The following is a 25,230-nucleotide window of genomic DNA, read 5'->3' on the forward strand; positions in this document are numbered from 1 at the left end:
CAGGTTCGGAATGCTCTACGCGCACCATTCTTGTATCGTAACAATTTATACGATGAATTTCAGGCGCAGGACACTAGCGAGCGAAGGATCGAAATCGCCACCATCGCGAGCGCCACAAAAATGATCATCTGAAAAGCTTCGGTCAAATCGATGCAGGATTCGGTGACGCCACTACTTCGGGTCTTGCTGAGAAACGAAACCTGGTCGAGATCGTATCGGCGTCCGACACAGGCCGGACGCCGATACGTGTTTCACGTCAGCTCACAGGAGCGCCACCGCTCCCGCCGAGGTGGCGGACGAAGAACCGAGCCGAACTGTCGCGCTCGTAGTCGGGCACCGGATAGTGCCTGCCCGAGTAGGCGTGCAGCGTCTTCTCCGTCGAGCCGAAGGCATCGAACAACGCTATCCCCGACGTGCGGTCGTAATCCTTGTCGTCCCAAGGGATCCGGTACTCGACCGGGACCGTGAGCTTTCGTGCCGCTTCGATGAGGGAGTCGTCCACAAAAACTCCACCGAAGCTCACGGCAGCGATCCTGGATTCGACCGGGGCCAACATCAGCCCGGTCACGACCCCTAGCGACACGCCGCCAAAGCCGATCGGAGCGTCGGCGTTGACGTCGGGCAGCGTTTGCAGAGCGTCGATGGTCGCCTGCCATTCCGGCACTGCACGCTCCGCCAGCGATCGGTTGTACTCGACGACGATCGGAGCGATCGGCTCGTGGGCCGCCCTAGCCTGGTGGATCGCCTCGACCCACTGTTCGTCCTGTGCGTTCCGCGGCCGATCGCCATGTCCGGGCGCGTCGATCGCGGCGACTGCGAACCCGTGGGAGCTCACACTGTGGAGTGCGCTGGCAACCAGTCCCGGCGCCTTCTTGTGCATGCCGCCGGAGTGCCCGGACAGCAGAAGTGGTGATCTGACGGATCCGGATGGCGGTGACCAGAGCACGCCGGTGATGTCGTCTACAACGAAATGGCGTTCGATGACACCGTTCGACGTTGTCTCGGAGGTGAATTCGATGGTCTGAGAATTGGATTGCATGGTGTTACCTTTCGGGATTGCCTACTCGGGGCGCTCCCGGCGACACCTACGTCAATCGCCGATCCGTGAACACGAGTGGGAGCACCCACATGGTTACAGCGTTCATGGGTCTCACCTCCTGGCGTGTTGTCACGGTCTCGCACAAGCTATCAACCCGAACCGAAGCTCGTCCAATCATTTTTCCAGCGCGCCCGGCAGCGGTCATACCCGCGATCGGGCGACGCTCTGGCGGACGGCACGGATGTAGCGGCGCGTGACAAACGCCTGTACTCGACGTCCGATCGGAGCGCCGAGACGCACCCACCACGTTCCGGGCTTGGAGAACGCAACGATCTCGATACGAACCGCTTGGCTGGCCTCGTCGAACTGGACGACAAACAATTCCTCCCCGCATTCGGGGTGGCCCGCGCGGGTTCCGTACGCGAAGCCCTTGCGATTGGGTTCGTCTACGACATAGACGATCCGAACGGGGATAGTTACCGGACCGAGTCCGAAGGTCGCATCCTGACCCGCCACGGCGGTCGGGGCTGCCGTCCGTACGGCCAGTCCGGCTCCGCGGTGCATTCCCCAATTCGCGACGGTTCGAGCGGCAACCTCGAAATCCTCCCGTCCGGATCCGACCGTCGCGCTCTCGTGAACGTGGTGATAGCCGGCGGGGAGAACGCCTGACGTTGCGCCCACCTCGAGGTACGTCAGCCCGCCCGGGCGGGACGCCATCATTGCTCGCGTCGGTGGCTGAGGATGTTGATCACGTGGCCGTCGGGGTCGGCAGCGAAGAACCTGCGGACACCCCACGGCTCCTCGGTGACGGGATAGACGATGGTGTCGCCGCGCTGCACCGCGGCCTCGTACGCCGCGTCGAGATCGTCCACCTCGACGGAGACGTCCGGTACTACGGGCGCATGAGCGTCGTGCGTCATGACGCTGATCTGCAATGACGGATCCGTCGGCGAAGCCAACGTCACGATCCACCCGTGATCCATGACAACTTCGAGGCCCAGCACTTCGGTGTAGAAGCGCTGCGCGGCCTCGAGCGAGCTACTCGACAGATCCGAAACTATCCGCGTGACGGCCATGTCCCGCAGGCTACGCCGCCGCCGGAGTCCACCGCGACTTGACGAGGCGCTCGATGTCACCGGAAAGTTCGTCGCTGACGATTCCCGGAAGCAGGATCTGCCACATCTCGTCGACACGATCCGGAAGATCCGAGCGTCGGGTGAGGACGTTCGAAACCAGCTGTACCCCCGTGAATGCCGAGGGCATGAACCTGCCGAACGATTCTGCGCTGACCGATTTTCGGATTTCACCTTCCGCCTGAGCTCTGGCGGTGAGATCGGTGATTGCCGAGATCCATTCGGCGTACGGTTCCACCGGCCCCTCGTACGTGCTCAGTTCCAGCGTGAGGCGAATGCCCGCGCGAACGATCGGCTCGTCGACAATCTGGCGTGCCATTTCGTGCGTGAGCATGATCATCTGTTCCAACGGGTCCTTGCCCGTCGCGGAAATCGCCTGCACCGACTCGATCGAGAGCCGATGCTGTTCGGCAATGATGAATTGCGCGAGCTCGTCCTTCGACGCGAAATGGAAATACAACGCGCCCTTGGTAGTACCGGCCCCCGAGACTATGTCGGCCATGCTGGTGCTGCCGTAACCAGTCTTCTCGAACTGCGCGGCCGCGCCGGCAACGATTTGCTGCCGAGTCAGCTCGGCGCGTGCTTGCTTGACCACTGAATCCCTCTCGTCCTCCAAAGGCCCCGCCCAGCAAACCCCACGGTTCGCGCCACATTCCAGCTATACCCAAAAACTTCACAATTGCCCCACATTACCAGCGCTCCTTCCATTGCTTCAATTACGAATGCAACAAAGTCGCTGGTCAGACGTCCGATTTAGAGGGAATCTCCTCTCCCCAACGTGCTTTCGTCAACCCGCGCACGGTCCACCAACTCTCCGACGAGGAGCGTCAACTCCATCATCTGGTCGGTGATTTCCTCACGCAGCTGCGTTGCATCCGCCTCGGAAATCGCGCTGGACTTGGTATCGAAAGACATCAACAACTCGATATTGGTGCGAAGTGCAGTCAAAGGAGCCAGAAGGTCCTGGCCCGCTTCGGTGATCAGACTTCTCTGGCGTGCCCGCGATTCCGACAACGTCCCGAGCATCCGATTGAAACTGACTGTCAACGACGCCAACTCGTCGTCACCGGTCACCGGGATCGGCGCAAGATCATCCGTTTCGGCGACCCGCCGCGTCGCCGCAGTAAGTCGCGCAATCGGCCGTAATCCTGTGCGTGCCACAGCATCTCCGGCCGCGTAAGCTAGGGCGATTCCGGCCGCCCCGAGTGCCGCCAACACCACTGCCAGTCGCTTGAGTACCGAACGCGTCGGCCCCAGGGATTGCGCGACAACCAAAGTCTGGCCCGCAACCGAGGGCTCGACAAGAATTCGATACGCATCAACCGTCGCGATTGTCTGCGACGAATTGCCGTCTGCGATCGACCTGATGGCGTCTGCGCTCGTGCTGAACGGCGGCAGACCGGGAGTCGCCGTCACCAAGGCGCCGTCGGCAGTGAGAAGCCCCACCGCCTGGATGACCGCTGTATCCGCGCCGGCCGTCAATCCCAGAACCGGTGTGACACCGCCGAAATTGACGGTGTCGGTGATCGCGTCACTCGTGCGCTCGAGTTGTCGATCGACGTTGCCTTGCAAATACGCGTTGAACACTATGTACACCGCCGACGCCGACACGATCACCGCGATCGCCACCAGGCCTGCAGTCAGCAATTTCACGCGAGCATGGAGCGTCCGCACGTGAATTCCCGATGGTTTTCGACGGCTCATTCCGGGAACCGACACTCTCATGCGCGGTCCCGCAGTGCGGCGTCGAAAAATCCCAACATCCCTCCAGTATGGTCACGGAACCTTAGACGAACCTGAAGCGAACGCGATGTCGGCCTCACAGCGCCGTTCCACGACCGAAAGCCGTGAGCCAGTCCATCGCCTCGGCTTCGGTATCGAATGCCGGGACGGTCGCCGGGATCGGTGGTCGTTCGACGACGATCACCGGGATCGACAATTGCCTGGCTGCGGCGATCTTTGCGTACGTCTGCTCGCCGCCACTGTTCTTGGTGATCACGACGTCGATGCTGTGAGTTCGCATCAGATCGACTTCCGCTTCGATGTCGAATGGACCACGTGCGAGCAGCAATTGCGAGTGAGGCGGCAATGTCCCTGAAGGCGGATCGATCGAGCGCACGAGAAACGAGACGCTCTTCACGCGGTCGAACGCCGAAACTCCTTGCCTCCCGATCGTCAGAAAAGCGCGTGAGCCGACCGTCGGCACCAACTCTGCGGCGTGATCGAGATCGTGTGCCGGAAGCCAAGTGTCACCGAGTTGCTCGCGCCAGGGCGGGCGTCGGTACATGGCGTACGGCACGGAATTCGCAAGGCACGCTTCGAACGCATTCTGGGTGATGCGAGCGGCAAACGGATGCGTGGCGTCGAGCACTGCACGAATATCATTGGCCGACAACCACTCCGACAGCCCTTCGGCTCCCCCGAACCCGCCGATACGCACTTCCCCCTCCGGCCATCGAGGATCACGAACCCGGCCGGCCAGCGATGTGACAACCTCGAGGTCGGCTGAACCGGCCAAGCGAGAAGCGATCACTCGACCTTCGCCTGTGCCGCCGAGCAGGAGCACGCGACGACGAGTACCTGTCGAGGTCAGTGTGTGCTTCTCTCGCGCGCTGCCGAGTAGAGGTAGCTGTCCGGAAACCCCTCCGCAGTCAACACTCGGCCGACGATCACGACGGCCGTCTTCGTGATGCCGGCCGCATGAACAAGTTCGACGATCGTCTTCAAAGTGCCTCGAACAACGATCTCCTCGGGCCGTGAGGCGAAGGCGACCACCGCGACCGGGCAGTCCTCGCCGTAATTGTCGGCCAACTCGGATGCGATCTGTTCGATGCGATGAGCGCCGAGGTGAATCACCATCGTCGCGCCGCTGCGGCCGAGGGACCGCAGATCCTCGCCCTCCGGCATCGCCGTCGACAAGGTGGAGACTCGGGTGAGAACAATGGTCTGCGAGACGCCTGGGACAGTCAGCTCGCGCCCCAGCGCGGCTGCAGCCGCGGTAAATGCAGGAACACCGGGAATCATGTCGAAATCGACTCCTGCGGCGTCCAGGCGACGAGCTTGCTCTGCCACTGCACTGAAGATCGACGGATCACCGGAATGCAAACGCGCGACGTCCAGCCCAGCGGAATCCGCTTCGACAAGAATCGCGGTGATCTCGTCCAGGCTCAGCCGAGCAGTGTCCACGACCTGAGCTCCGACCGGGCACCACTCGAGCAACTCCGCTGGAACAAGGCTGCCTGCGTACAAGCACACAGGGCTCGCAGCGATGATCCGTTGCGCGCGGACAGTGATCAAATCTGCCGCACCGGGACCCGCACCGATGAAATGAACGGTCATTGTGTGGATTCCTCCGGCGTATCTGTGTCTGCGCCTGCAGACGGCTGACGTTTTGTGACGGACCATTGGACCACCGGAAGTTGCGGTCGCCAAACGTTGAACGTTCCCAACGGCTCGGCGCGCTGCACCTGAAAGCGTCGCAGCGTCCCACCATGGCGACTCATCCAGCCGAGCAGCAACGATTCGGACTCGGCGGTCACGGCGTTCGCGACCAGACGACCACCCACGCTCAACTGCTCCCAGCATGCTTCGAGCATTCCCAGTTGCGTGACGCCGCCGCCGACAAACACCGCATCGGGACGTCGGACTTCGTCCGCAAACGCCTCCGGCGCGGCCCCTTTCACGTTCAACGCGGGCACGCCGAGATTGAGTGCATTGGCACCGATCTGCGACACGCGGCTCGCCATCTTCTCGAATGTTGTTGCAGTGCAACGTGGGTGAGTTCGCATCCACTCGATGGCGACGGTTCCCGACCCACCGCCCACGTCCCAGAGGTGTTCTCCCGGCGCCGGTGCGAGTGCACACAACGTCAATGCGCGGATCTCCTGCTTGGTCATCTGACCGTCGCCGACAAACGCAGCATCCGGTAGCCCCGGGATTCGAGTCAGCCGCAAGAGAGGATCGGCCGCGATGCACTCGACGGCCAGAACGTTCAACGCGTCCACGTCCTCGTCCGCGTGATCCCACTCGTCTGCGACCGTGACGGTCCGCGATTCCTCGGCCCCGCCCAGCTGGGCCAGCACGGTCACGATCGATCGTCCGAAGCCCGCGCCGGACAACAGACGTGCCACCTCCCCCGGTGTCGAGCGCCCGTTGCTCAGAACCAACAGGCGCGCGCCATCGACCACTGCCGCCAAGACGGTCGCCGAGTCTCGGTTCACCAGGCTCACGACGTCGACCTCGGCCGATGCCCATCCCATTCGCGCGCTCGCCAACGCCACCGACGACGGGTGCGAGATCACTCGCACGTTGTCCGCGCCGAGCAGCCGGACCAACGTGACGCCTAGGCCGTGGAACATCGGGTCACCACTGGCGAGAACACATACTCTGCGGTCCGCGTTCTCGGCGAACATCGACGGCAACGCCGGAATCATCGGAGACGGCCAGGTGAGCCTGGTGGGCGCACGCCGTGCCCCGAGATGTGTCGCCGGGACCAAGTCCAGCTGGCGCGGCGACCCCATCAGGACCTCCGCACCGAGGATTGCGCCCTTTGCGCTCTCGGACAGCCCGTCCCAGCCGTCGGCGCCGATGCCGACGATCACCACCGGGTGTGCGGTCATCGCGGCATCCGGCGCCAGATCGTCTGAGGCAGAAGCCGCATGACGAAGAACACCGGCTGCAGAATTCGCGGAACCCACACACGCGTCGCCCCGGATTTCAGTCCCCGTACGACGGCGTCGGCGACCTGCGACGGAGTGCTCGACATCGGGGCAGGCGACATTCCCTCGGTCATCTTCCCGATGACGAACCCTGGCCGTACCAGCATCAACTGGACGCCCGAACCGTGCAGCGCGTCGCCGAGACCGCTGGCAAAACCGTCCAAGCCGGCCTTTGCGCTCCCGTAGACGTAGTTGGCGCGGCGAACCCGGACGCCGGCGACGGACGAGAACACCACGATCTTTCCGGTTCCCTGTCGGCGCATGATCTCTGCGAGGTGGGTGAGGATGCTGACCTGTGCCACGTAGTCGGTGTGCACCACCGCGACCGCGTGCGCCGAGTCGGTTTCGGCACGCGCCTGATCGCCGAGAATTCCGAAGGCCAGCACTGCAACCGAAATCCGACCGTGCTCGGCGACGACGGCGCCCAGGAGCTCTCCGTGAGTGTCCACGGCGTCGGCGTCGAACTCGACGGTGGAGACGTCGACAGCGCCGGCGTTTTTGAGCATCTGCTCCTGCTCCGACAGCTCTCCGCTGCGTCTGGCAGCCAGAACGATGTTGCGGCCCGGCGCGAGCCTGACCGCGATCTCGAGGCCGATCTCACTTCGTCCGCCGAGGAGCAGTACCGTCTCGATGTCATTCACGTTCGCACCCGCAGTCACCGCTCCAGTGTCCTGGATTACCGTCGTGGCATGACGCTCACCCCCTCCACCACGCCATCGTCACAGCAGACTCTCACCGAAGACGGGCTGAAGTTCGTCGGTGAATACCACCTCGCGACACTCACGACGTTGCGTCCGAACGGCACCCCACACGTCGTTGCCGTCGGGTTCACCTGGGACCAGGAAGCCGGAAAGGCGCGCGTGATCACCAGCGGTGGCTCACAGAAGGCGATCAACGCAGCGCGTGGCGGATACGCCGCCGTCAGTTCGGTCGACGGTGGCCGTTGGCTCACGCTCGAGGGGCCGGCACGCGTGCTCACCGACGCGGACTCCGTGGCCGACGCCGTTCGGCGCTATGCCGAGCGGTACCGCCAGCCACGGGTCAATCCCGCGCGCGTGGTCATCGAAATCGACGTCACACGCATACTCGGGTCCGCTGCGTTCAAGGAAAGCTGATCAGGCGAGGACAGTCAGGCCGTGCGGACGGTTGTTGAACGACTCGCAACCGTCGGCGGTCACGACGACGATGTCCTCGATACGGGCACCCCAACTGCCGCGGAAGTAGATTCCCGGTTCGATGCTGAAGGCCATACCTTCGACGAGTTCGATGGCGTTGCCCTCGACGATGTACGGCTCCTCGTGCACGGACAGCCCGATACCGTGACCGGTGCGGTGAACGAATACCTCTGCAAGCCCTTGTGCGGCAAGCACTTCGCGGGCTGCAACGTCCACGGATTCTGCGGAGACTCCTGGCCGCACCGAATCGACCGCAGCCTGCTGCGCCGCCTCGAGTACCGCGAACTGTGCGGCAACCTCCGCGGACGGCTGCCCCATGCTGTACGTGCGAGTGGAGTCCGAGTTGTATCCGGGCTCGACCGGTCCGCCGATATCGATGACCACGATATCGCCCCTCTCGATCACCCGGTCCGAAACCTCGTGATGCGGATCGGCGCCGTGCGGGCCCGAACCGACAATCACGAACGCGGCCTCGGTATGCCCCTCTTCGAGAATCGCCGCCGAAATCGCTTCGCCTACTTCAGCTTCCGTACGTCCGACGACCAAGAACTCGGCCATGCGGGCGTGGACACGGTCGATGGCCGCACCGGCTCGCCGCAACGCCTCGATCTCGGCGCCGTCCTTGACCATCCGCAATTCGCGCAAGACGCCGGTGGCGAGAATCGGCAACGCGCCCAAGGTGTCTGCGAGCGGGATCAGATGCAGCGCAGGCATCGCATCCGTCACCGCAACCTTCGCGCCGGTCGGGAGTTGCGCCGCCACAATCGCATACGGGTCGACACCGTCGACCCAGTCGAGGACGGTCAACCCGAGATCGCCCACTGCCGATTCCTTCAGCGACGCCAACTCCAGCCGAGGAAGTACGACGGACGCCTTCGCCGTGTCCGCGGCGATGACCAACGCGGTCAAGCGCTCGAACGAGTCAGCCCGAGAACCCGTCAGGTACCGCAGATCCGGACCTGGAGTCACCACCAGACCGTCGAGACCTGCTGATCGAGCCAACTCGGCGGCACGAGCGATACGTGCGCCGTACACGGCGCTGGAGAATCGGGAATCCTGTTCGGCTGGAGACGTCATGGCTTACAGGTTAGTGCCGACTGGCAGGATGGTGACCATGAGTGGGCCATTGCTTCTCCTCGACGGTGCCAGCCTGTGGTTTCGTGCGTTCTACGCGCTGCCCGAATCATTCGTCGACCCCGACGGAAGACCTGTCAACGCGGTGCGCGGTTTCACCGACATGGTTGCTTCCCTGATCACCAAACACCAGCCGAGTCGTCTCGCCGTGTGCCTGGACTTGGACTGGCGACCGCAGTTCCGCGTCGATGCAGTCCCGACGTACAAAGCGCATCGCGTCGAGGAAGGCTCTGACGGTGCGTCCGAAGAAGTTCCGGACACGTTGACGCCTCAGGTCGACATGATCATGGACGTGCTCGCTGCAGCGGGTATCGCGACGGCGGGTGCAGTCGGACTCGAAGCCGACGACGTACTGGGAACGCTTGCCGCCACCGAGCGCGAAGATCTCACCGTCGTCGTCAGTGGTGACCGAGACCTACTGCAGGTCGTCACCGACGAGTACGTGCCCGTCCGTGTCCTGTACGTGGGCCGTGGCCTGTCCAAGGCGGAACTCTTCGGACCGGTCGAGGTTGCGGAGAAGTACGGAGTACCCGGTGACCGTGCGGGCGAGGCTTACGCCGAACTCGCGGTACTGCGCGGAGACGCCTCCGACGGTCTACCCGGCATCAAAGGTGTCGGTGAGAAGACTGCGTCGACACTGATGCTCCGTTACGGCTCGTTGGCCGGACTTCGGGCGGCCGCAGCTGATCCTGAATCGGATATGGCCAAGGGGATTCGCGCAAAACTGACCTCACCTGAGGCAATGGCTTACCTTGATGCTGCGTTGCCGGTCGTACGAGTGGTTCGCGACGCGGACGTTCAGTTCTCGAAGGACGACCGACTCCCGGCGACCCCCGTCGATCCCGCACGCCTCGAGGAAGTGGCGGCCTCGCTGAACATCGAGCGCTCGGCCGGCCGGCTTGCCGCCGCGCTCGAGGCTGCGGCGGCAGGCCGTTCCGACCAATAGGGCGTCAGCTCGGGCGGCTGACCTCGTACGTGCCGTTGTCGTCGACAAACGTCACGGTCACGTTCGACTTCACACCCGCGATCGAAAGCGTGCAGGTGAACTTGTTGCCTGACTTGACTTCCTGGTCCGCGGGGCACTGAACGTTGCTCACGTTCTTCGCCCCGTAGGACTCGGTGACGATCTTCTCGACGCCGGCCTGAGCCGCGCTCTGATCGAGTGTGTTCTTGCCGAAGACTCCGAACACCAGGGCCACCACGACAGCGGCAAGAACGACGAGAACGCCGATCGCACCGAAGATCAGGGGCTTCTTCGACTTACCCGACTGGTTTCCGGGCGCACCGGGACTCGGGAACGGCTGAGCCTGGTTCCACTGGTTCTGCTGTCCCGGAGTCTGCCCGGGGGCCGTGGCGCCCCACGCCTGCTGCGGTGCGGCAGCCGGAGGCTGACCCCACGCCTGGGTTGCGTCAGGTGACTGCTGTTGCCCGGGCTGACCCCACGGCTGTGCGGGAGGTTGTTGCTGGGGTTGTCCCCACGGCTGTTGCTGGCCGGGTTGTCCTTGTCCAGGCTGTTGCGGCTGACCGTACGCAGGCTGACCACCCGGCTGGCCGTAGGCAGGTTGTCCCCACGGCTGTTGCTGGCCGGGCTGCTGACCGGGCTGCGGTGTTTGACCAGGCTGACCCCACGGCTGTTGCTGGCCGGGCTGCTGACCAGGCTGCTGTTGTCCGCCCGGCTGCTGAGGATTCTGCCCCCACTGCTGCTCGTTCGGCTGCTGCTGATCACCAGGACCCCATTGCCGATTCGGATCGTTCGGTCCGTAAGGCCCGCTCATGTTCGCCTCCCACTCGAAATACCAGTCTGCGAATCAAACCACATAGTTGCGGTCATGCTGCGTCGACAGCAACTACCCCGCGACGAATTGCAGCTACCGCCCGCGCCGCAGTCTTCGCGACGTCGGCATCCGTCGAAGTCAGGCGGACCTGATCGAGGAGATCGATCACCTGACGACACCAACGTACAAAGTCACCCGCAGACAGCGCACGACCCTGCACTCCAGCCGCGATCAGTGCGTCGACAAGCGAGTTCTCGCTCGCCCAGTGATAAACGGCAGTGACGAATCCGAGATCCGGTTCCCGCGTCGGCGGCAGCTTGTGGCGAATCTCGTCCGACCGCAGTTCGCTCCACAATCGTTGAGTGTCGTTGAGGGCGTGACGAAGCGCCGCTGTCGGCACCCGATCGACGGTGTCCCCGTCCCGACGTGATTCGTAGACCACCGAGGACACGACGGCCGCCAACTCAGCCGGGCTGAGTCCTGTCCACGCCCCGGTCCGCAGGCATTCGGCGACCAGAAGGTCGCTTTCCGAGTAGATGCGGCTGAGTCGTCGTCCGGATTCGGTGACTTCGGGCGCTGCTTCGGCAGTCATGTACTCACGCTCTTTGAGTAGCTTAATGATGCGGTCGAACGTCCGCGCCAACGAGTTGGTGGTGGCCGCAGCCTTTTCCCTCATCGACTGCGTTTCCCTGGCCAGCCGGTTGTAGCGCTCACCGATCCGGCTCAGATGTTCACGATCGGGCCAGCTGTGGCACGGATGCGAGCGAATAGCACGTCGCAAAGTAGCGACCTCGGCATCTTCGGATGCGCCCGCCTTGTGGCGCTTCTTTCGCCGGGGGGCACTGATCCCGGTACTACGCAACGCCGAGGCCAGATCGCGCCGGATCCGGGCGGTGTGGTGATCGACATGCTTGGGCAGTCGCATCTTTCCCAGAACGTCGGCTGCTTCCGGGAAATCACCCGAGGAGAGTCGGCCGGCCCACTGATCGGCCGTCAGAACCAGCGGACGCGGGTCCTTCGGATCGTTGTCCGGGACGAGGACCACTGCCACCCCTGAATGACGACCGATGGGAATTGCGATCACGTCACCGCGGGCGAGTGCACGGAGGGACTCCACCGCATCTCCGCGTCGGTCTTCGCGGCCCTTACGTTCGAGCGCGCGCTCGCGCGCACTGAGCCGCTCACGCAACGACGCGTATTCGAAGTACTCACCGTCCGCACCGCCGAGTTTCTCCTGCAAACCCTTCAGTGCTTCTTCGTTCCGCTCGATGCCACGCACCAGGCCGACCACCGAGCGATCCGCTTGGAACTGCGCGAAGGAACGCTCGAGCAGCTTCCGTGAATCCGCCGCGCCCATGCGTTCGACGAGATTGATCGACATGTTGTACGAGGGGCGGAACGAACTGCGGAGCGGGAACGTCCGTGTCGACGCCAAGCCGGCGACATCCGTCGGCTCGACCCCGGGCTGCCACAGGACCACAGCGTGGCCTTCGACGTCGATGCCGCGTCGGCCGGCCCGACCCGTCAGCTGCGTGTACTCCCCCGGCGTCAGTTCGGCGTGCGATTCACCGTTGTACTTGACCAGACGTTCGAGCACCACCGTGCGTGCCGGCATGTTGATGCCGAGGGCCAGCGTCTCGGTCGCGAAGACCGCCCGCACGAGCCCCTTGACGAACAGTTCCTCGACTGTCTGGCGGAATGCCGGCAGCATGCCGGCATGGTGAGATGCCAGTCCGCGTCGTAGTGCCTTGCACCAGTCCCGATATCCGAGAACTTCGAGATCCTCTTCGGGTAGTTCCCCGGTGTGTTTCTCGATGATGGTGTCGATCTCGCGGACCTGCTCCGGCGAAGTGAGATCCAGTCTGGACCGCAGGCACTGTGCAAGAGCCGCATCACAACCGGCGCGGCTGAAGATGAAAGTGATGGCCGGGAGCAGTCCGGACTGATCGAGCTGAGCGATGACGTCAGGTCGTGGCAAGGGCCGGAAATCGTTGGAGCTCTGGTAGCTGCCGCGTCGTCCGCGGCCACGCGGCTGCCAGCTCTCGACGCGTTCGAGAGCCTGACGCTGCTTGACGTGGCGAACCAGATCCTGGTCGACGAGCACGGTCTTCGGCCCGGCAGCAGGATGACTACGACTGTCGAAGAGATCGAAGATTCGCCTACCGACCATGATGTGCTGCCACAGCGGGATCGGCCGAGTCTCGTCCACGACCACAGTGGTGTCGCCGCGGACGGTTTCCATCCAGGCACCGAATTCTTCGGCATTGCTCACGGTCGCCGACAAACTCACCAGGCGTACGTCCTCGGACAGGTGCAGGATCACTTCCTCCCACACCGCCCCGCGGAACCGGTCGGCAAGGTAATGCACTTCGTCCATGACGACGTGCGAAAGCCCGCGCAGTGCCTCGGAGTTGGCGTAGAGCATGTTCCGCAGGACTTCGGTGGTCATGACGACCACCGGTGCGTCGGAGTTGATACTCGAATCACCCGTCAGCAGACCGACTTCGCCGGGGCCGTACCGCTCGACGAGTTCGGCGTACTTCTGATTGCTCAACGCCTTGATCGGCGTCGTGTAGAAACACTTGCGGCCCGCCGCGAGAGCCAGGTGGACAGCGAACTCGCCGACCACGGTCTTGCCTGCACCGGTCGGCGCGCAGACAAGGACGCCGTGGCCCGCTTCGAGCGCAACGCATGCCTTCACCTGGAATGGATCGAGTTCGAACTTCAGGCTGGACGCGAACGTGCTCAGTTCACTCTTGTTCATAACCACCTCGTCAGGGTTTCACACGCCGCCGACGTGGTGGCACGGCGCTCAGAGAGTGTCAGTGAAATCCTGGCCGGGCGCGTTGTCGCCGGCGGTGTCGGATTTCTCCGCGACCGGAGCCTTGGACTTGGACTTACGTCCGAACAATCCACTCGATTCGGCCTTGGGTTTGGTCGGATTGTCGAAAGCCTCGTTCAGATCGGACGGAGCCGAGATGGAGGAAGCTTCCTCGTCGGACAGTGCGCCCCAGTCTTCACCGGCTCGCTTGGCCTTACGTTTGTCGTTGAGGCGAGCGATCTGGACCGCGACCTCGAAGAGAAGCGTCAGAGCCAGCGCGAGCGCCAACATCGAGAACGGATCCGACCCTGGCGTGGCAACTGCAGCGAATACGAAGAGCCCGAAGATCAATCCTCGACGCCAGGCCTTCAAACGCTCGTACGTCAGAATGCCGGCAAAGTTCAACACGACGACGAGCAGTGGGATTTCGAAGCTGACGCCGAAGATGAGCAGCAGATTGATGATGAAGCCGAAGTACTCCGAACCACTGAGCGCGGTGATCTGGACGTTGTCACCGATGGTCAGGAGGAAGTGCAAAGCCTTCGCCACGACGAGGTACGCCAGGATTGCGCCGAGAATGAAGAGAGCGGCACCTGCGGTGACGAATCCGACCGCGTAGCGACGCTCTTTGGCGTATAGGCCCGGGGTGATGAATGCCCACAATTGGTAAAGCCACACCGGGCAGGCAAGAACGATGCCGGCGGTGAGCGCCACTTTGAATCGCAGCATGAACTGCTCGAACGGCCCGGTCGCCAGCAATCGGCACGCGTCGTCGGTGCTGAGGTTGGCGCGACTCTCGGACGGAAGCTCACAGTACGGTCCGCGAAGCAGATCGCCCAGACTTTCGAGACCGAGTATCGAGTGTGAATACCAGAAGAAGCCGAACGCCGTGGTGATGATCACGCCGAGGAATGCGAACAACAAACGAGTCCGCAATTCGTACAGGTGGTCGACCAACGACATGGTGCCGTCTGGGTTGACCTTCCGCTTGCGGTTACGCGGGTCTAACGGAATACGCACTGTGCATCCTGGTCTTGGTCAGCAGACAACCGGGGTGAACGAATATTTCACCCCGGCTAGAACGCAGTGTGTACTAGAGCGGCTTGACTTCGGTCGGCTGCGCAACAGGTGCTGCTGCACCGTTTGCGACCACCGCGGTGTTGGCCGTCGGCAACTGTGCTGGAGCAGGCTGTGCGACCGGCGCGCTTGCGGGCGCCGCATCGTCGTTCTGCATTTCCTTGACTTCGCTCTTGAAGATGCGGAGGGAACGACCCAGACCGCGTGCTGCATCGGGAAGCTTCTTCGACCCGAACAGAATTACGACGACAACAGCGACAATCAGCCAATGCATCGGCTGCATTGCACCCATAACGACCTCCCATGATCAGATTCCTCGATGCTACCGGACACAACCGGCGCTCGGAGGTGCCAAAGCACTTACTTCAGCTACCTTTTACCTGTTTGTTTCCTGCGAACTCACTGAACGTGAAGTTTCCCGAAGTTTTACGAACCGATTACGTCATAGGCGTCGAGCGCCGCAACGGCTCGATCATGGACTTCGGAGACCAGTTCCGGCGGATGAAGGACCCGAACGCCCTCACCGAATCCCAACACCAGCCTTGCCATCCATTCAAGTGTTCCGAAACTCATCGTCGCCTCGACCGACCCGTCGTCGTTCACGTGCTCGACGTCCAACGGGTAGTAGTCGAGCATCCACACCCACTCTTTGGTGATGAACAACCGCGCTTCCGGAAGGGAACCGTCGCCGCTGAACAATTCGAGATTCGAATCCTCCTCGAGGGCCTGCGGCGGCGGGTCGGCGGGCTCGTCGAGTTGGACGGCGGCGTCGATCCGATCGAATCTGAACAACCGCACGCCCTCGGCTTGACGGCACCACGCCTGGAGGTAGCTGTAGTTGTCGACCAACACGATACGAACGGGGTCGACGATGCGCTCGGAGACCGCGTCACGCGAGGCCGAGTAATACGTCAATCGCAGGGCGGTCTTGTCTGCGAGCGCGGCTCTGACCGTCGCGGCTATCGGGTCTTCGGCGATGTCCGGCGCAGGCGATGTGTCCCGGTCCTGACCGATGGCTCGTGCCGCGGCCGAGCCTGCTGCGTCCTCGATCTTCGCGATGGCACGCTGCGCCGAGGACGGATCGACCATGCCCGGCATTTCCACCAAGGACCGCAGGGCGATCAGCAACGCCGTCGCCTCCGTCGAGGTGAGGCGCAACGGGCGATCGATCCCGGCCGAGAACGTGACCTCGATACTTTCCTCGGAGAAGGACAGGTCGATGAGATCACCGGGACCGTAACCGGGCAGTCCGCACACCCACAGTTGATTGAGGTCGGTCATCAGTTGAGTGGTGCTGACACCGAGCTCCTCGGCGGCCTCGGCGGGACTGATGCCAGGATTCGCGATGAAGTACGGCACGAGGTTGAGCAGCCGTGCCAACCGCGACGACAGTCGATTGCTCATCAGTGGTCCCCCTGTCCATGGCCGGTGATCGGGCTCGCCGCGGCGGCGCGCAGCTTCGCGACGACCTCAGCACGCAAATCCGGTGGGTCCAGCACCAATGCGTCCAACCCGTGACCGGCGATCAACCGAGCGGTCCATTCCCAGGATCGAACGGGGATGGCCAGCACGCTGCCGTCGCGATCGGTCAACCGCCGTTCGGACGACGACGTCGCAAGCCGCCGAAGCTCATGGGCGCGGCCGTCTGCGACCCATACCGTAGCCGTCCCGGTCACGACGCCCGAACCGGTCACGCGATCGACGACCTCGCGAAGGTCGACACCTTCAGGTTTGTGAACCGAACCGGCCGGGCCGAACTCCCTGACGTCGTCACCGATCCGTGAGAGCCGGAAGGTCCTCACCGCATCACGGTCGACGTCGTGCCCGACCAGGTACCACTTGCCGTTGTGCGTGACGACGCCCCACGGCTCGACGGTGCGCTCGGTGAACGGTTCGTTCAATGCGCCGCGGTGCTGAAAATGAACTGCTCGGCCGGCGTCGACCGCTGCAAGAAGCTTGCCGAGCGCGGGCTCCGAACCGCGGGTGCGCGCGGGAATCGCGGTGACCGGGGCGGCACTGACTTCTGAGTCGACCTGGACGCCGGCCGCTCGGAGTTTGAGTAGTGCACTCTGGGCTGCCGAAATCAGTTCCGGCGACTCCCACAACTGCACCGCGACGGCGACTGCAGCAGATTCCTCGCTGGTGAGGTCCACGTCCGGAAGCTCGTAGGCATTGCGATTGATCCGATACCCCTCGACGGTCGAGAACCGTCCTGCCAGACCGGTTTCCAACGGGACACCCAGGTCACGAAGTTCGTTCTTGTCGCGCTCGAACATGCGACTGAACGCTTCGTAGTTCGCGGAATCGTTGTACCCGGCCACACTGTCACGGATTTTCTCCGCCGTGAGGAACTGTCTGGTGGACAGCAATGCGATCACCAGGTTCATCAACCGCTCGATTTTTGATGTCGCCACGCCGAAATCCTAGTGGCTATCCGATAACCGAACGCGCGCCGGACACTTTCGTGCCCGGCGCGTCGCCGCAAAACAGACCTGCCGTCTTGTACATCTCGAAATTGAGTGACCTACATCGAAGCGATCAAACGCTCGACACGCTCGTCGACGGAGCGGAACGGGTCCTTGCACAGCACCGTTCTCTGCGCCTGATCGTTGAGCTTGAGGTGAACCCAGTCGACTGTGAAGTCCCGGCCTGCTGCCTGGGCTGCGGTGATGAAGTCGCCCCGCAATTTGGCGCGCGTGGTCTGCGGCGGATTCTCGACGGCGTCGTCGATCGTTTCGTCCTCGGTGACCCGCTTGACCAAGCCCTTGCGCTGGAGAACGTCGAAGACACCCCGGCCGCGTTTGATGTCGTGGTACGCCAAGTCGAGCTGCGCGATCTTGGGATCGGACAGATCGAAACCGTGACGGTCCTGGTAGCGCTGGAACAGCTTGCGCTTGATGACCCAGTCGATCTCCGTGTCGACCTTCGCAAAATCCTGAGCTTCGACGGCATCGAGGGTGCGACCCCACAGGTCGACAACCTGCTCCACCTGCGGGTCCGGTTCGCGGTTACGCAGATGTTCGACTGCCTTGGCGTGGTATTCGCGTTGAATATCGAGGGCACTGGCCTGACGTCCACCAGCAAGGCGAACCGGCTTTTTACCGGTCACGTCGTGACTGACCTCGCGGATGGCACGAATCGGGTTGTCCAGCGCGAAATCGCGGAACGACACCCCGGCTTCGATCATCTCGAGCACCAGTGCGGCAGAACCGACCTTGAGCATCGTCGTCGTTTCGGCCATGTTCGAATCGCCGACGATCACGTGCAGGCGGCGGTACTTCTCGGCGTCCGCGTGCGGTTCGTCGCGGGTGTTGATGATCGGACGCGAGCGAGTGGTAGCCGACGAGACGCCCTCCCAGATGTGTTCCGCGCGCTGCGAGAGGCAGAACGTCGCGGCCTTCGGAGTCTGCAGTACCTTTCCGGCGCCGCAGATCAACTGGCGCGTGACGAGGAACGGCAACAAGACATCCGAAATGCGGGAGAACTCACCGGCGCGCGCGACGAGAAAGTTCTCGTGGCAGCCGTACGAGTTTCCGGCCGAGTCGGTGTTGTTCTTGAAGAGATAGATGTCGCCACCAATACCCTCCTCGGCGAGTCTCGCCTCGGCGTCGATCAGCAGTTCTTCGAGCACACGCTCACCGGCACGGTCGTGATTGACCAGCTGGATGAGGCTGTCGCACTCGGCCGTCGCGTACTCCGGGTGCGAACCCACATCCAGGTACAAGCGAGCTCCGTTACGGAGGAAGACGTTGGAGCTGCGACCCCACGACACGACACGACGGAAGAGGTAACGAGCAACCTCGTCGGGGCTCAGTCTCCTGTGCCCGTGAAAGGTGCAGGTAACGCCGAATTCCGTCTCGATACCCATGATTCGTCTCTGCACACTTCGACAGTACAACCAGAATGCGAGGTTCACCCGTGTACTTCGATCGCGTCGTAAGTCACGACTCGACAACGTCGGGCGGCAGCATAGTGTGACGGTGTGAGCCTTATTCGCCGAAAAGTTGTCCGAAGCGACGTCAAAGTCATGGAAAGCACTGGAGCACTGCGCCCTTCCGTGCTCGACCCGACCATGCGGTTTCTCTCCAGAGCCGCCGATCACGGCGTTTTGTGGATGGTTGTCGCCGCCTTGCTCGCGATGATCGGCGGGCGGCCCCGTAGGGCAGCAGCACGCGGGCTGCTCGCACTGGCCGGTTCCAGCGCGCTGGCCAACGGCATACTCAAGCCCCTCTTTCCCCGCCGACGCCCACCGGCACGCGTCTGGCTGAGCCCGAAGCGAGGCGTCGACATTCCGACGTCGTCCTCGTTCCCCTCCGGACATTCGTCTTCGGCCGCGGCATTCACCGCGGCAGTGGCCATGGAGTCCCCGGTTGCTGGAGCTGCTCTCGCACCACTGGCCGCAGCAGTGGCGTACTCACGCGTCCACAACGGAGTCCACTGGCCGTCCGACGTCTTCGCAGGCCTCGCGGTCGGCGGTGCTATCGCTGCCGGCACGCGTCGTTGGTGGGCGGTACGCGACGAAGAGCCCGCCGAACTCGGACCCGAGTGCGTGGTTCCCGCGCTCCCGCGCGGAGAAGGCTTGTTGGTCTTCACCAATCCTGGTTCAGGCTCCGAGGACGACGGGATCGTGGAATCGATTCGAGAACTACTACCGGAAGCGATCGTCTACGAGTTCGACGCGGACATCGACTTCGACATGCAGATCGATGCCAAGATCCCCGAGCTCTCGCCGAAAGCGTTGGGTGTATGCGGCGGCGACGGAACAGTGGTCACGGTCGCGACCGCGGCGACAAAGCACGAGCTACCACTTGCGGTTTTTCCCGGCGGAACATTGAACCATTTCGCCCGCGACGTCGGGGCGGTGAATGTCGAGGAGACCGCACAGGCAGTCGAGTCCGGTCAGGCGGCATTCGTCGACCACGCGGTGGTGCGCACGGATTCCGGAGTGACTGCACGGTTTCTCAACACAGCCAGCCTCGGTGGATACCCGGATGCTGTGCGCCTGAGGGAAAAATGGGAACCACGATTCGGTAAGTGGCCGGCCGCAGGAGCCGCGATGATCCGGGTTCTCGCAGCGGCGGAGCCGATGACGGTGACCATCGACGGGAAGCGGACCACAATCTGGATGCTGTTCGTCGGAAACGGGCGATACTCCCCCGCCGATCAGGTGCCGATGTCGCGTCCGGAGATGAACCGTGGACTACTCGACGTCCGCTATCTGCGCGCGGACAAGAAATTCTCGCGCTCACGTCTGCTGTTTGCGGCTGCCACAGGAACATTGGGCAGCTCGCGGGTCTACGTTCGCGAACTCGTCTCGTCGATGTCGGTTCGAGTCGCCGATTCACCGGTAGCCATCGCCACCGACGGTGAAGTGGTGGCAGACGCGCGCCGGTTCGATTTCGACACCGAACCGGGCGCGGTGGCCGTCTACCGAGTCACTCAGTAACTCCAGACCTGCAGTAACTCCCAGACCTACGGAGTATCTACGAGGGTGCGTCGCCGTTTGCCGGCGGCGCATCCTCGACTGCTGCCGGAGCTGGAAGCATCTCTTCCAAAACCGTTCCAGCGATCCGTTTGAACGCACGGCGTGGACGATTGCTGTCGAGTACGGCAACCTCGAGTGCACTCACATCGAGAGTTCGTGGTTCCGCCTCAGTGGTTCCGGCCGGTGCCGGGCCGCCCTTTTGGAGCGCCCCGACTGCAATCCGCACTGCGGATTCGAGGTCGAGGTCTCGCTGGTACGACTCGCGCATCGCCGTCACGATCGGTTCGGTCGTGCCGCCCATGACCACGAATTCCTGCTCGTCCGCGATGGATCCGTCGTACGTGATCCGGTAGAGCTGAGCCGGCGTACTGCTTCCGAAGCGACCGATCTCGGCAACACAGATCTCGACCTCGTACGGCTTGGGCTGCTCGGTGAAGATCGTTCCCAGGGTTTGTGCGTACGCATTGGCGAGAGAACGCCCGGTTACGTCCCGACGGTCGTACGAGTACCCACGCATGTCTGCGTGGACGATGCCCGCGCGGCGCAGATTCTCGAACTCGTTGTACTTGCCCACTGCCGCGAATCCGAGACGGTCGTACAGTTCGCTGACCTTGTGCAGAGCACGCGACGGGTTCTCGGCGACAAAGAGCACTCCGTCGCGGTAGGTGAGAACGACGACGCTGCGCCCGCGGGCAATTCCCTTGCGCGCCAATTCCGAACGATCGCGCATGATCTGTTCGGCTGATGCGTAGTACGGCATCGTCATAGCGCAGACTCCCCTTCCGGACTCGCGGTCGCCGTGCGAGCCGCGACGATCTCCCGGGCGATCTCGGCAGCCCTGCTGGGCGACAACTCCACAGCGCCGGCCGAGGTGATGGTGACCGCCGTCGGATAGATCCCTCGTGTCAGATCAGGACCACCGGTAGCCGAATCGTCATCTGCCGCGTCGTAGAGCGCCTCGACGGCGAATCGAAGCGCGGTGTCCTCGTCGATTCCCGGTGAATACAGCTTCTTGAGCGCCGATTTCGCGAACAGGGAGCCGGATCCGACTGCGTGATAGCCCGCGCGCTCCTCGTATCGCCCACCGACGACGTCGTAGGAGACGATGCGACCGGCGGTGGACGGATCGACCGCGTCCAGGTCGTAACCCACGAGCAGTGGCACAACCGCCAAACCTTGCATCGCTGCTCCGAGATTTCCTCGAACCATCGACGAAAGTCGATTGGCCTTGCCGTCGAACGTGAGTGGGACGCCTTCGATCTTCTCGTAATGTTCGAGCTCGACCGCGAAGAGCCGGACCAGTTCGATTGCGATCCCGGCCGTACCGGCAATACCCGCAGCCGAGTAGTCGTCCGTGACGTACACCTTCTGCACGTCACGGCTGGCGATGAGATTGCCCATCGTCGCTCGGCGATCACCCGCGAGCAGAACACCACCCGCATAGCTGATCGCGACGATGGTGGTGCCGTGCGGAGCTACGTCTCCCCCGCCCATGACAACACCTCCTGTGTCGGCGAAGCGGTTCTGCGGAAGATGCTCCGGTGCATGCACCCGAAGGTATTCCGAGAATGACGACAGATTCGAGCCGAAGCTCAACCGTGTGTCCCCGTCTGTGATCCGGGGCGCGCGATCCACCGTCACTGGCCGCCCTTCTGGACGTAGGCACGGACGAAGTCCTCGGCGTTCTCTTCCAACACGTCGTCGATCTCGTCGAGCAGGTCGTCGGTTTCTGCAGCGAGCTTCTCGCGACGTTCCTGGCCGGCACTGCCGTCGCCACCAGTGGTTTCGTCGTCTTCGCCGCCACCGGCACGCTGCGTCTGTTCTTGAGCCATCGCCGTCGACCTCCTTGTGTGAAGGGAGCTCTCGCGAGCATCCTGTTCGGCCCAGCAGAGTCGGTAACTGATCCCGCTCGGACCTTCACCCTACCGAGCGGCACCGTCAGGTGTGGAGAGACGCGACGGCGAGCCGCATCGGCTGATTTCAGTGAGTGAGCTGATCAACCAGTTCCGCGGCGCTGTCCACGGAGTCGAGCAACGCTCCGACGTGCGCTTTGGTACCTCGAAGCGGCTCGAGGGTGGGGATACGGATCAACGATTCACCGCCGAGATCGAAGATGACCGAATCCCAGCTCGCGGCCGCGATATCGGCCCCGAATCGGCGTAGGCACTCGCCCCGGAAGTATGCGCGAGTGTCGGTGGGAGGGTTCGTGACCGCGTCGAGAACCTGCTGTTCGGTGACAAGCCGCTCCATGGAGCCGCGAGCAACCAGGCGGTTGTACAGGCCCTTGTCGAGTCGCACGTCGGAGTACTGCAGATCCACCAGATGCAATCGCGGCGCCGACCACGCGAGTCCCTCACGATTGCGGAACCCTTCGAGCAGACGCAGTTTGGCCGGCCAGTCGAGGATGTTCGCGCACTCCATGGGATCGCGCTCGAGGAGATCGAGAACCATCGCCCACTTGGCGACGATATCGTCCGCTCGCGGATCACGATCGGTCTCACGGTCGAGGAACTTCGAGACACGTTCGAGGTAAATGCGTTGCAGCGCAAGCCCTGTCAGTTCACGTCCGTCGGCCAGCGCAACGGTCTTGCGCAGAGTGGGGTCGTGACTGATGTGGTGGACGGCCGTGACCGGACGCGCCAGTTGCAGATCGGTGAGGTCGACACCTGCCTCGATCAGGTCGAGTACCAGCGCCGTTGTTCCAACCTTGAGGTACGTCGACATCTCCGCGAGGTTCGCGTCACCGATGATGACGTGCAGGCGGCGATACTTGTCCGCATCCGCGTGCGGTTCGTCGCGGGTGTTGATGATTCCGCGCTTGAGAGTGGTCTCGAGGCCTACTTCGACCTCGATGTAGTCGGATCGCTGCGAAAGCTGGAATCCGGCCTCGTCGCCGGACTGACCGAGACCCACACGACCGGAACCGCAGATCACCTGCCGGGACGCGAAAAACGGCGTCAATCCGGTCACGATCGAGGCGAACGGGGTCTCACGTGAGCAGAGGTAGTTCTCGTGCGTGCCGTACGAGGCACCCTTGCCGTCGACGTTGTTCTTGTACAGCTGCAGCCGTGGCGCACCCGGCACGCTGGATGCGTGCCGCGCAGCCGCTTCCATGACGCGTTCGCCGGCCTTGTCCCAGATCACGGCGTCGAGCGGGTCGGCGACCTCGGGCGCCGAATACTCCGGATGGGCGTGATCGACGTACAACCGTGCCCCGTTGGTGAGAATCATGTTCGCGGCGCCGATCTCGTCCGCGTCGATCACCGGCGCGGGACCGCTCATTCGCCCCAGATCGAAGCCTCGGGCATCTCGCAGCGGAGATTCGACCTCGTAATCCCAGCGTGTGCGCTTGGCCCGTGGCACGCCCGCTGCGGCGGCGTAGGCAAGCACCGCCTGGGTTGAAGTGAGAATCGGATTCGCCGACGGCTCACTGGGTGAAGATATTCCGTATTCGACCTCGACACCGATGATCCGCTGCATGACACAAGAGCCTATGTGATTGCGGCGCGGCACCCACAGGCGTGGCACAGTTGGAGGAATGCACCAACCTCTCACCGCAGACCTGAATCCCGCGGACGAGGTAGTCGCCGTGTACGACCGGACGGGTAATCCGATCGGCCGAGCACCACGTTCCGTCGTCTACTCGGGTGGGCTCTGGCACGCGAGTGCGGGCGTCCTGGTTCGTACCGGGGACGGCTCCCGCATCTACGTCCATCGCCGAACCGACACGAAAGCGGTGTTCGGGGGCTATCACGACTGTCTGGCCGGAGGTGTCGTCGATCCAGGTGAGACGCCGCAGGAAACTGCGATCCGTGAAGTCGGTGAAGAACTCGGAATCTTCGGAACGGCAGACCAGCCACTCCAACTGACGGAGATCGCTCGAAAATCCTGGGACGGCGAGTGGAACAACTCTCCGTTGCGCTGTCACCTGTTTGCGTTCGAACTCAGATACGACGGGCCGATGGCACATCAGCCCAGCGAGATCGCCGAAGGTTGGTGGTGGACGCCGAAAGAACTCGGCGCCCACCTGCAGGACCCGTCGTGGCCGTTCGTTCCGGACTCACGCGCGCTGCTGGCCGACTATTGCTGGAGCTGAACACCGCTGGGACTGAACACCGCTGGGACTGAACACTGGTGGGACCTGTGATCAGCCCGGGGTGATCGCCGAGAGCCACGCAGCGAACGCGCTGGGGTTGCGGGTCTGCGCGAGAACGCGTCCTGGGCCGGTGAAGTCGAAGACAAATCCTTCACCGGACTTCATCGACTGAATGGTGCGCCCCTGAACGGCGCGCCGCATGTTGAAGTTCATCCCGAGGTCGTAGGCGACCACGTGACCGGTATCGATCGTGACCGTCTCGCCTGGCTGCAAGTCGATGACGTCGATCGCGCCGTAGACGGCCAGCACTACTTCACCGTCGCCACTTGCCCGCAGGCCGAAGCCGCCCTCACCGCCGAAGAGGTTGGACATGCCGCCCCACTTGGACTCGACCGTCACACCGTAGGAGTTGGCCAACCAGGTTCCACGGTTGAGGAAGAACGGGCGATCAGAGGTGATGGTCAGCGGGATCAGATCTCCGGGAAGCACGCCAGTCACGTCGACCCAACCACCTTGCGGCGGAGCGGTATACGTCGTGACGAAAAATGATTCGCCGCTCAGCATCGACCGCTTGAGTCCCTGCAGGACGCCGCCCTGCGCCTTCGCTTCGAGTACTACGCCGGCAGAATGCGCGAGCATCGCCCCGCTCTCCACGCGCAGCGGTTCGCCGGGCGCGAGGTAGCAGCGAGCGACTGTGGACGACGGATTGTGTCGAAGATGTATCTGCACGGCGGGACTCTAAACCAGCGCGACCGACCGGTCCAATCGCAACGAAGT

26 protein-coding genes are annotated in these 25,230 nt (G+C 63.1%); 4 read left to right on the plus strand and 22 right to left on the minus strand.

The window, feature by feature from the left end:
- Window positions 1-256: 256 nt before the first annotated feature.
- The 9 genes from V3587_RS26695 to V3587_RS26735 form a co-directional block, all read right to left on the minus strand.
- Window positions 257-1,039, minus strand: a complete 783-nt coding sequence (locus tag V3587_RS26695) for an alpha/beta hydrolase (RefSeq protein WP_283377426.1) — start codon at window positions 1,037-1,039, stop codon at window positions 257-259.
- Window positions 1,040-1,240: 201 nt separating this feature from the next.
- Window positions 1,241-1,756 (minus strand): DUF1990 family protein, encoded by a 516-nt coding sequence (locus V3587_RS26700; RefSeq protein WP_007729847.1) that lies wholly within the window; start codon window positions 1,754-1,756, stop codon window positions 1,241-1,243.
- Window positions 1,756-2,115, minus strand: a complete 360-nt coding sequence (locus tag V3587_RS26705; RefSeq protein ID WP_019748498.1) for a VOC family protein — start codon at window positions 2,113-2,115, stop codon at window positions 1,756-1,758. The genes V3587_RS26700 and V3587_RS26705 overlap by 1 nt, the downstream gene beginning before the upstream one ends.
- Window positions 2,116-2,125: 10 nt before the next feature.
- Window positions 2,126-2,767, minus strand: coding sequence for a ScbR family autoregulator-binding transcription factor (locus V3587_RS26710; RefSeq protein WP_019748499.1), 642 nt, complete (start codon window positions 2,765-2,767; stop codon window positions 2,126-2,128).
- A gap of 158 nt (window positions 2,768-2,925) precedes the next feature.
- Window positions 2,926-3,825, minus strand: a complete 900-nt coding sequence (locus V3587_RS26715; protein ID WP_283377427.1) for a HAMP domain-containing protein — start codon at window positions 3,823-3,825, stop codon at window positions 2,926-2,928.
- 166 nt (window positions 3,826-3,991) lie between these two features.
- Complete coding sequence (locus tag V3587_RS26720; protein WP_058226718.1) at window positions 3,992-4,738, minus strand: cobalt-precorrin-6A reductase; 747 nt, start codon at window positions 4,736-4,738, stop codon at window positions 3,992-3,994.
- Window positions 4,739-4,761: 23 nt separating this feature from the next.
- On the minus strand, window positions 4,762-5,511 hold the full coding sequence (cobM, locus tag V3587_RS26725) for a precorrin-4 C(11)-methyltransferase (protein ID WP_003944967.1): 750 nt from the start codon (window positions 5,509-5,511) through the stop codon (window positions 4,762-4,764).
- Window positions 5,508-6,791 carry a precorrin-6y C5,15-methyltransferase (decarboxylating) subunit CbiE gene (gene cbiE / locus V3587_RS26730; protein ID WP_283377428.1) on the minus strand — a complete coding sequence of 428 codons (1,284 nt, stop codon included), beginning with the start codon at window positions 6,789-6,791 and terminating at the stop codon, window positions 5,508-5,510. The genes cobM and cbiE overlap by 4 nt, the downstream gene beginning before the upstream one ends.
- Window positions 6,788-7,549 carry an SDR family NAD(P)-dependent oxidoreductase gene (locus V3587_RS26735; RefSeq protein ID WP_007729858.1) on the minus strand — a complete coding sequence of 254 codons (762 nt, stop codon included), beginning with the start codon at window positions 7,547-7,549 and terminating at the stop codon, window positions 6,788-6,790. The genes cbiE and V3587_RS26735 overlap by 4 nt, the downstream gene beginning before the upstream one ends.
- Window positions 7,550-7,579: 30 nt before the next feature.
- Between V3587_RS26735 and V3587_RS26740 the strand changes: the two genes are divergently transcribed.
- Window positions 7,580-8,005 (plus strand): PPOX class F420-dependent oxidoreductase, encoded by a 426-nt coding sequence (locus V3587_RS26740; protein ID WP_030536346.1) that lies wholly within the window; start codon window positions 7,580-7,582, stop codon window positions 8,003-8,005.
- On the opposite strand, the gene V3587_RS26745 is transcribed toward V3587_RS26740, so the two are convergent.
- Complete coding sequence (locus tag V3587_RS26745) at window positions 8,006-9,142, minus strand: M24 family metallopeptidase (protein ID WP_283377429.1); 1,137 nt, start codon at window positions 9,140-9,142, stop codon at window positions 8,006-8,008.
- A gap of 37 nt (window positions 9,143-9,179) precedes the next feature.
- Here V3587_RS26745 and V3587_RS26750 point away from each other — a divergent pair, with 37 nt between their 5' ends.
- A complete protein-coding gene (locus tag V3587_RS26750) occupies window positions 9,180-10,145 on the plus strand; it encodes a 5'-3' exonuclease (protein ID WP_003944862.1) in 966 nt (321 codons plus the stop codon).
- A gap of 4 nt (window positions 10,146-10,149) precedes the next feature.
- On the opposite strand, the gene V3587_RS26755 is transcribed toward V3587_RS26750, so the two are convergent.
- The 7 genes from V3587_RS26755 to pafA form a co-directional block, all read right to left on the minus strand.
- The gene (locus tag V3587_RS26755) at window positions 10,150-10,974 is read right to left on the minus strand and encodes a DUF4333 domain-containing protein (RefSeq protein WP_003944884.1); all 825 of its coding nucleotides are present in this window, start codon (window positions 10,972-10,974) and stop codon (window positions 10,150-10,152) included.
- Between the two features lie 52 nt (window positions 10,975-11,026).
- Entirely contained in the window at window positions 11,027-13,738 is a 2,712-nt protein-coding gene (locus V3587_RS26760; RefSeq protein ID WP_283377430.1) for a DEAD/DEAH box helicase, read from the minus strand.
- Between the two features lie 48 nt (window positions 13,739-13,786).
- Complete coding sequence (tatC, locus tag V3587_RS26765) at window positions 13,787-14,815, minus strand: twin-arginine translocase subunit TatC (RefSeq protein WP_003945030.1); 1,029 nt, start codon at window positions 14,813-14,815, stop codon at window positions 13,787-13,789.
- Between the two features lie 73 nt (window positions 14,816-14,888).
- On the minus strand, window positions 14,889-15,164 hold the full coding sequence (gene tatA / locus V3587_RS26770) for a Sec-independent protein translocase subunit TatA (protein WP_003944836.1): 276 nt from the start codon (window positions 15,162-15,164) through the stop codon (window positions 14,889-14,891).
- 134 nt (window positions 15,165-15,298) lie between these two features.
- Window positions 15,299-16,276 carry a helix-turn-helix transcriptional regulator gene (locus V3587_RS26775; RefSeq protein ID WP_030536343.1) on the minus strand — a complete coding sequence of 326 codons (978 nt, stop codon included), beginning with the start codon at window positions 16,274-16,276 and terminating at the stop codon, window positions 15,299-15,301.
- Window positions 16,276-17,286, minus strand: coding sequence for a helix-turn-helix transcriptional regulator (locus V3587_RS26780; protein WP_042919732.1), 1,011 nt, complete (start codon window positions 17,284-17,286; stop codon window positions 16,276-16,278). The genes V3587_RS26775 and V3587_RS26780 overlap by 1 nt, the downstream gene beginning before the upstream one ends.
- Window positions 17,287-17,396: 110 nt before the next feature.
- Window positions 17,397-18,755: a Pup--protein ligase gene (pafA, locus tag V3587_RS26785; RefSeq protein WP_007729869.1), complete on the minus strand. Its 1,359-nt coding sequence runs from the start codon at window positions 18,753-18,755 to the stop codon at window positions 17,397-17,399.
- A gap of 144 nt (window positions 18,756-18,899) precedes the next feature.
- Here pafA and V3587_RS26790 point away from each other — a divergent pair, with 144 nt between their 5' ends.
- A complete protein-coding gene (locus tag V3587_RS26790) occupies window positions 18,900-20,318 on the plus strand; it encodes a bifunctional phosphatase PAP2/diacylglycerol kinase family protein (protein ID WP_007729871.1) in 1,419 nt (472 codons plus the stop codon).
- A 37-nt stretch (window positions 20,319-20,355) separates the two neighbouring features.
- Here V3587_RS26790 and prcA read toward each other — a convergent pair whose 3' ends face one another.
- The 4 genes from prcA to dop all read right to left on the minus strand — a co-directional run bounded on the left by prcA (window position 20,356) and on the right by dop (window position 23,837).
- Complete coding sequence (prcA, locus tag V3587_RS26795) at window positions 20,356-21,123, minus strand: proteasome subunit alpha (protein ID WP_003945006.1); 768 nt, start codon at window positions 21,121-21,123, stop codon at window positions 20,356-20,358.
- Entirely contained in the window at window positions 21,120-21,998 is an 879-nt protein-coding gene (gene prcB / locus V3587_RS26800) for a proteasome subunit beta (RefSeq protein ID WP_030536341.1), read from the minus strand. Before prcB ends, prcA begins: the two co-directional genes overlap by 4 nt.
- Window positions 21,995-22,189: a ubiquitin-like protein Pup gene (locus V3587_RS26805; RefSeq protein ID WP_003944925.1), complete on the minus strand. Its 195-nt coding sequence runs from the start codon at window positions 22,187-22,189 to the stop codon at window positions 21,995-21,997. Before V3587_RS26805 ends, prcB begins: the two co-directional genes overlap by 4 nt.
- 148 nt (window positions 22,190-22,337) lie before the next feature.
- Window positions 22,338-23,837: a depupylase/deamidase Dop gene (gene dop, locus V3587_RS26810; protein ID WP_003944852.1), complete on the minus strand. Its 1,500-nt coding sequence runs from the start codon at window positions 23,835-23,837 to the stop codon at window positions 22,338-22,340.
- Between the two features lie 58 nt (window positions 23,838-23,895).
- On the opposite strand from dop, the gene V3587_RS26815 reads away from it, so the two are divergent.
- A complete protein-coding gene (locus V3587_RS26815; protein WP_054828098.1) occupies window positions 23,896-24,453 on the plus strand; it encodes an NUDIX hydrolase in 558 nt (185 codons plus the stop codon).
- A 51-nt stretch (window positions 24,454-24,504) separates the two neighbouring features.
- Here V3587_RS26815 and V3587_RS26820 read toward each other — a convergent pair whose 3' ends face one another.
- Window positions 24,505-25,182: a TIGR00266 family protein gene (locus V3587_RS26820; protein ID WP_003944961.1), complete on the minus strand. Its 678-nt coding sequence runs from the start codon at window positions 25,180-25,182 to the stop codon at window positions 24,505-24,507.
- Window positions 25,183-25,230 lie beyond the last annotated feature (48 nt).

The sequence above is a fragment of the Rhodococcus sp. IEGM 1306 genome (genome assembly GCF_036541985.1).
Taxonomy (GTDB): Bacteria; Actinomycetota; Actinomycetes; order Mycobacteriales; family Mycobacteriaceae; genus Rhodococcus_F; species Rhodococcus_F qingshengii.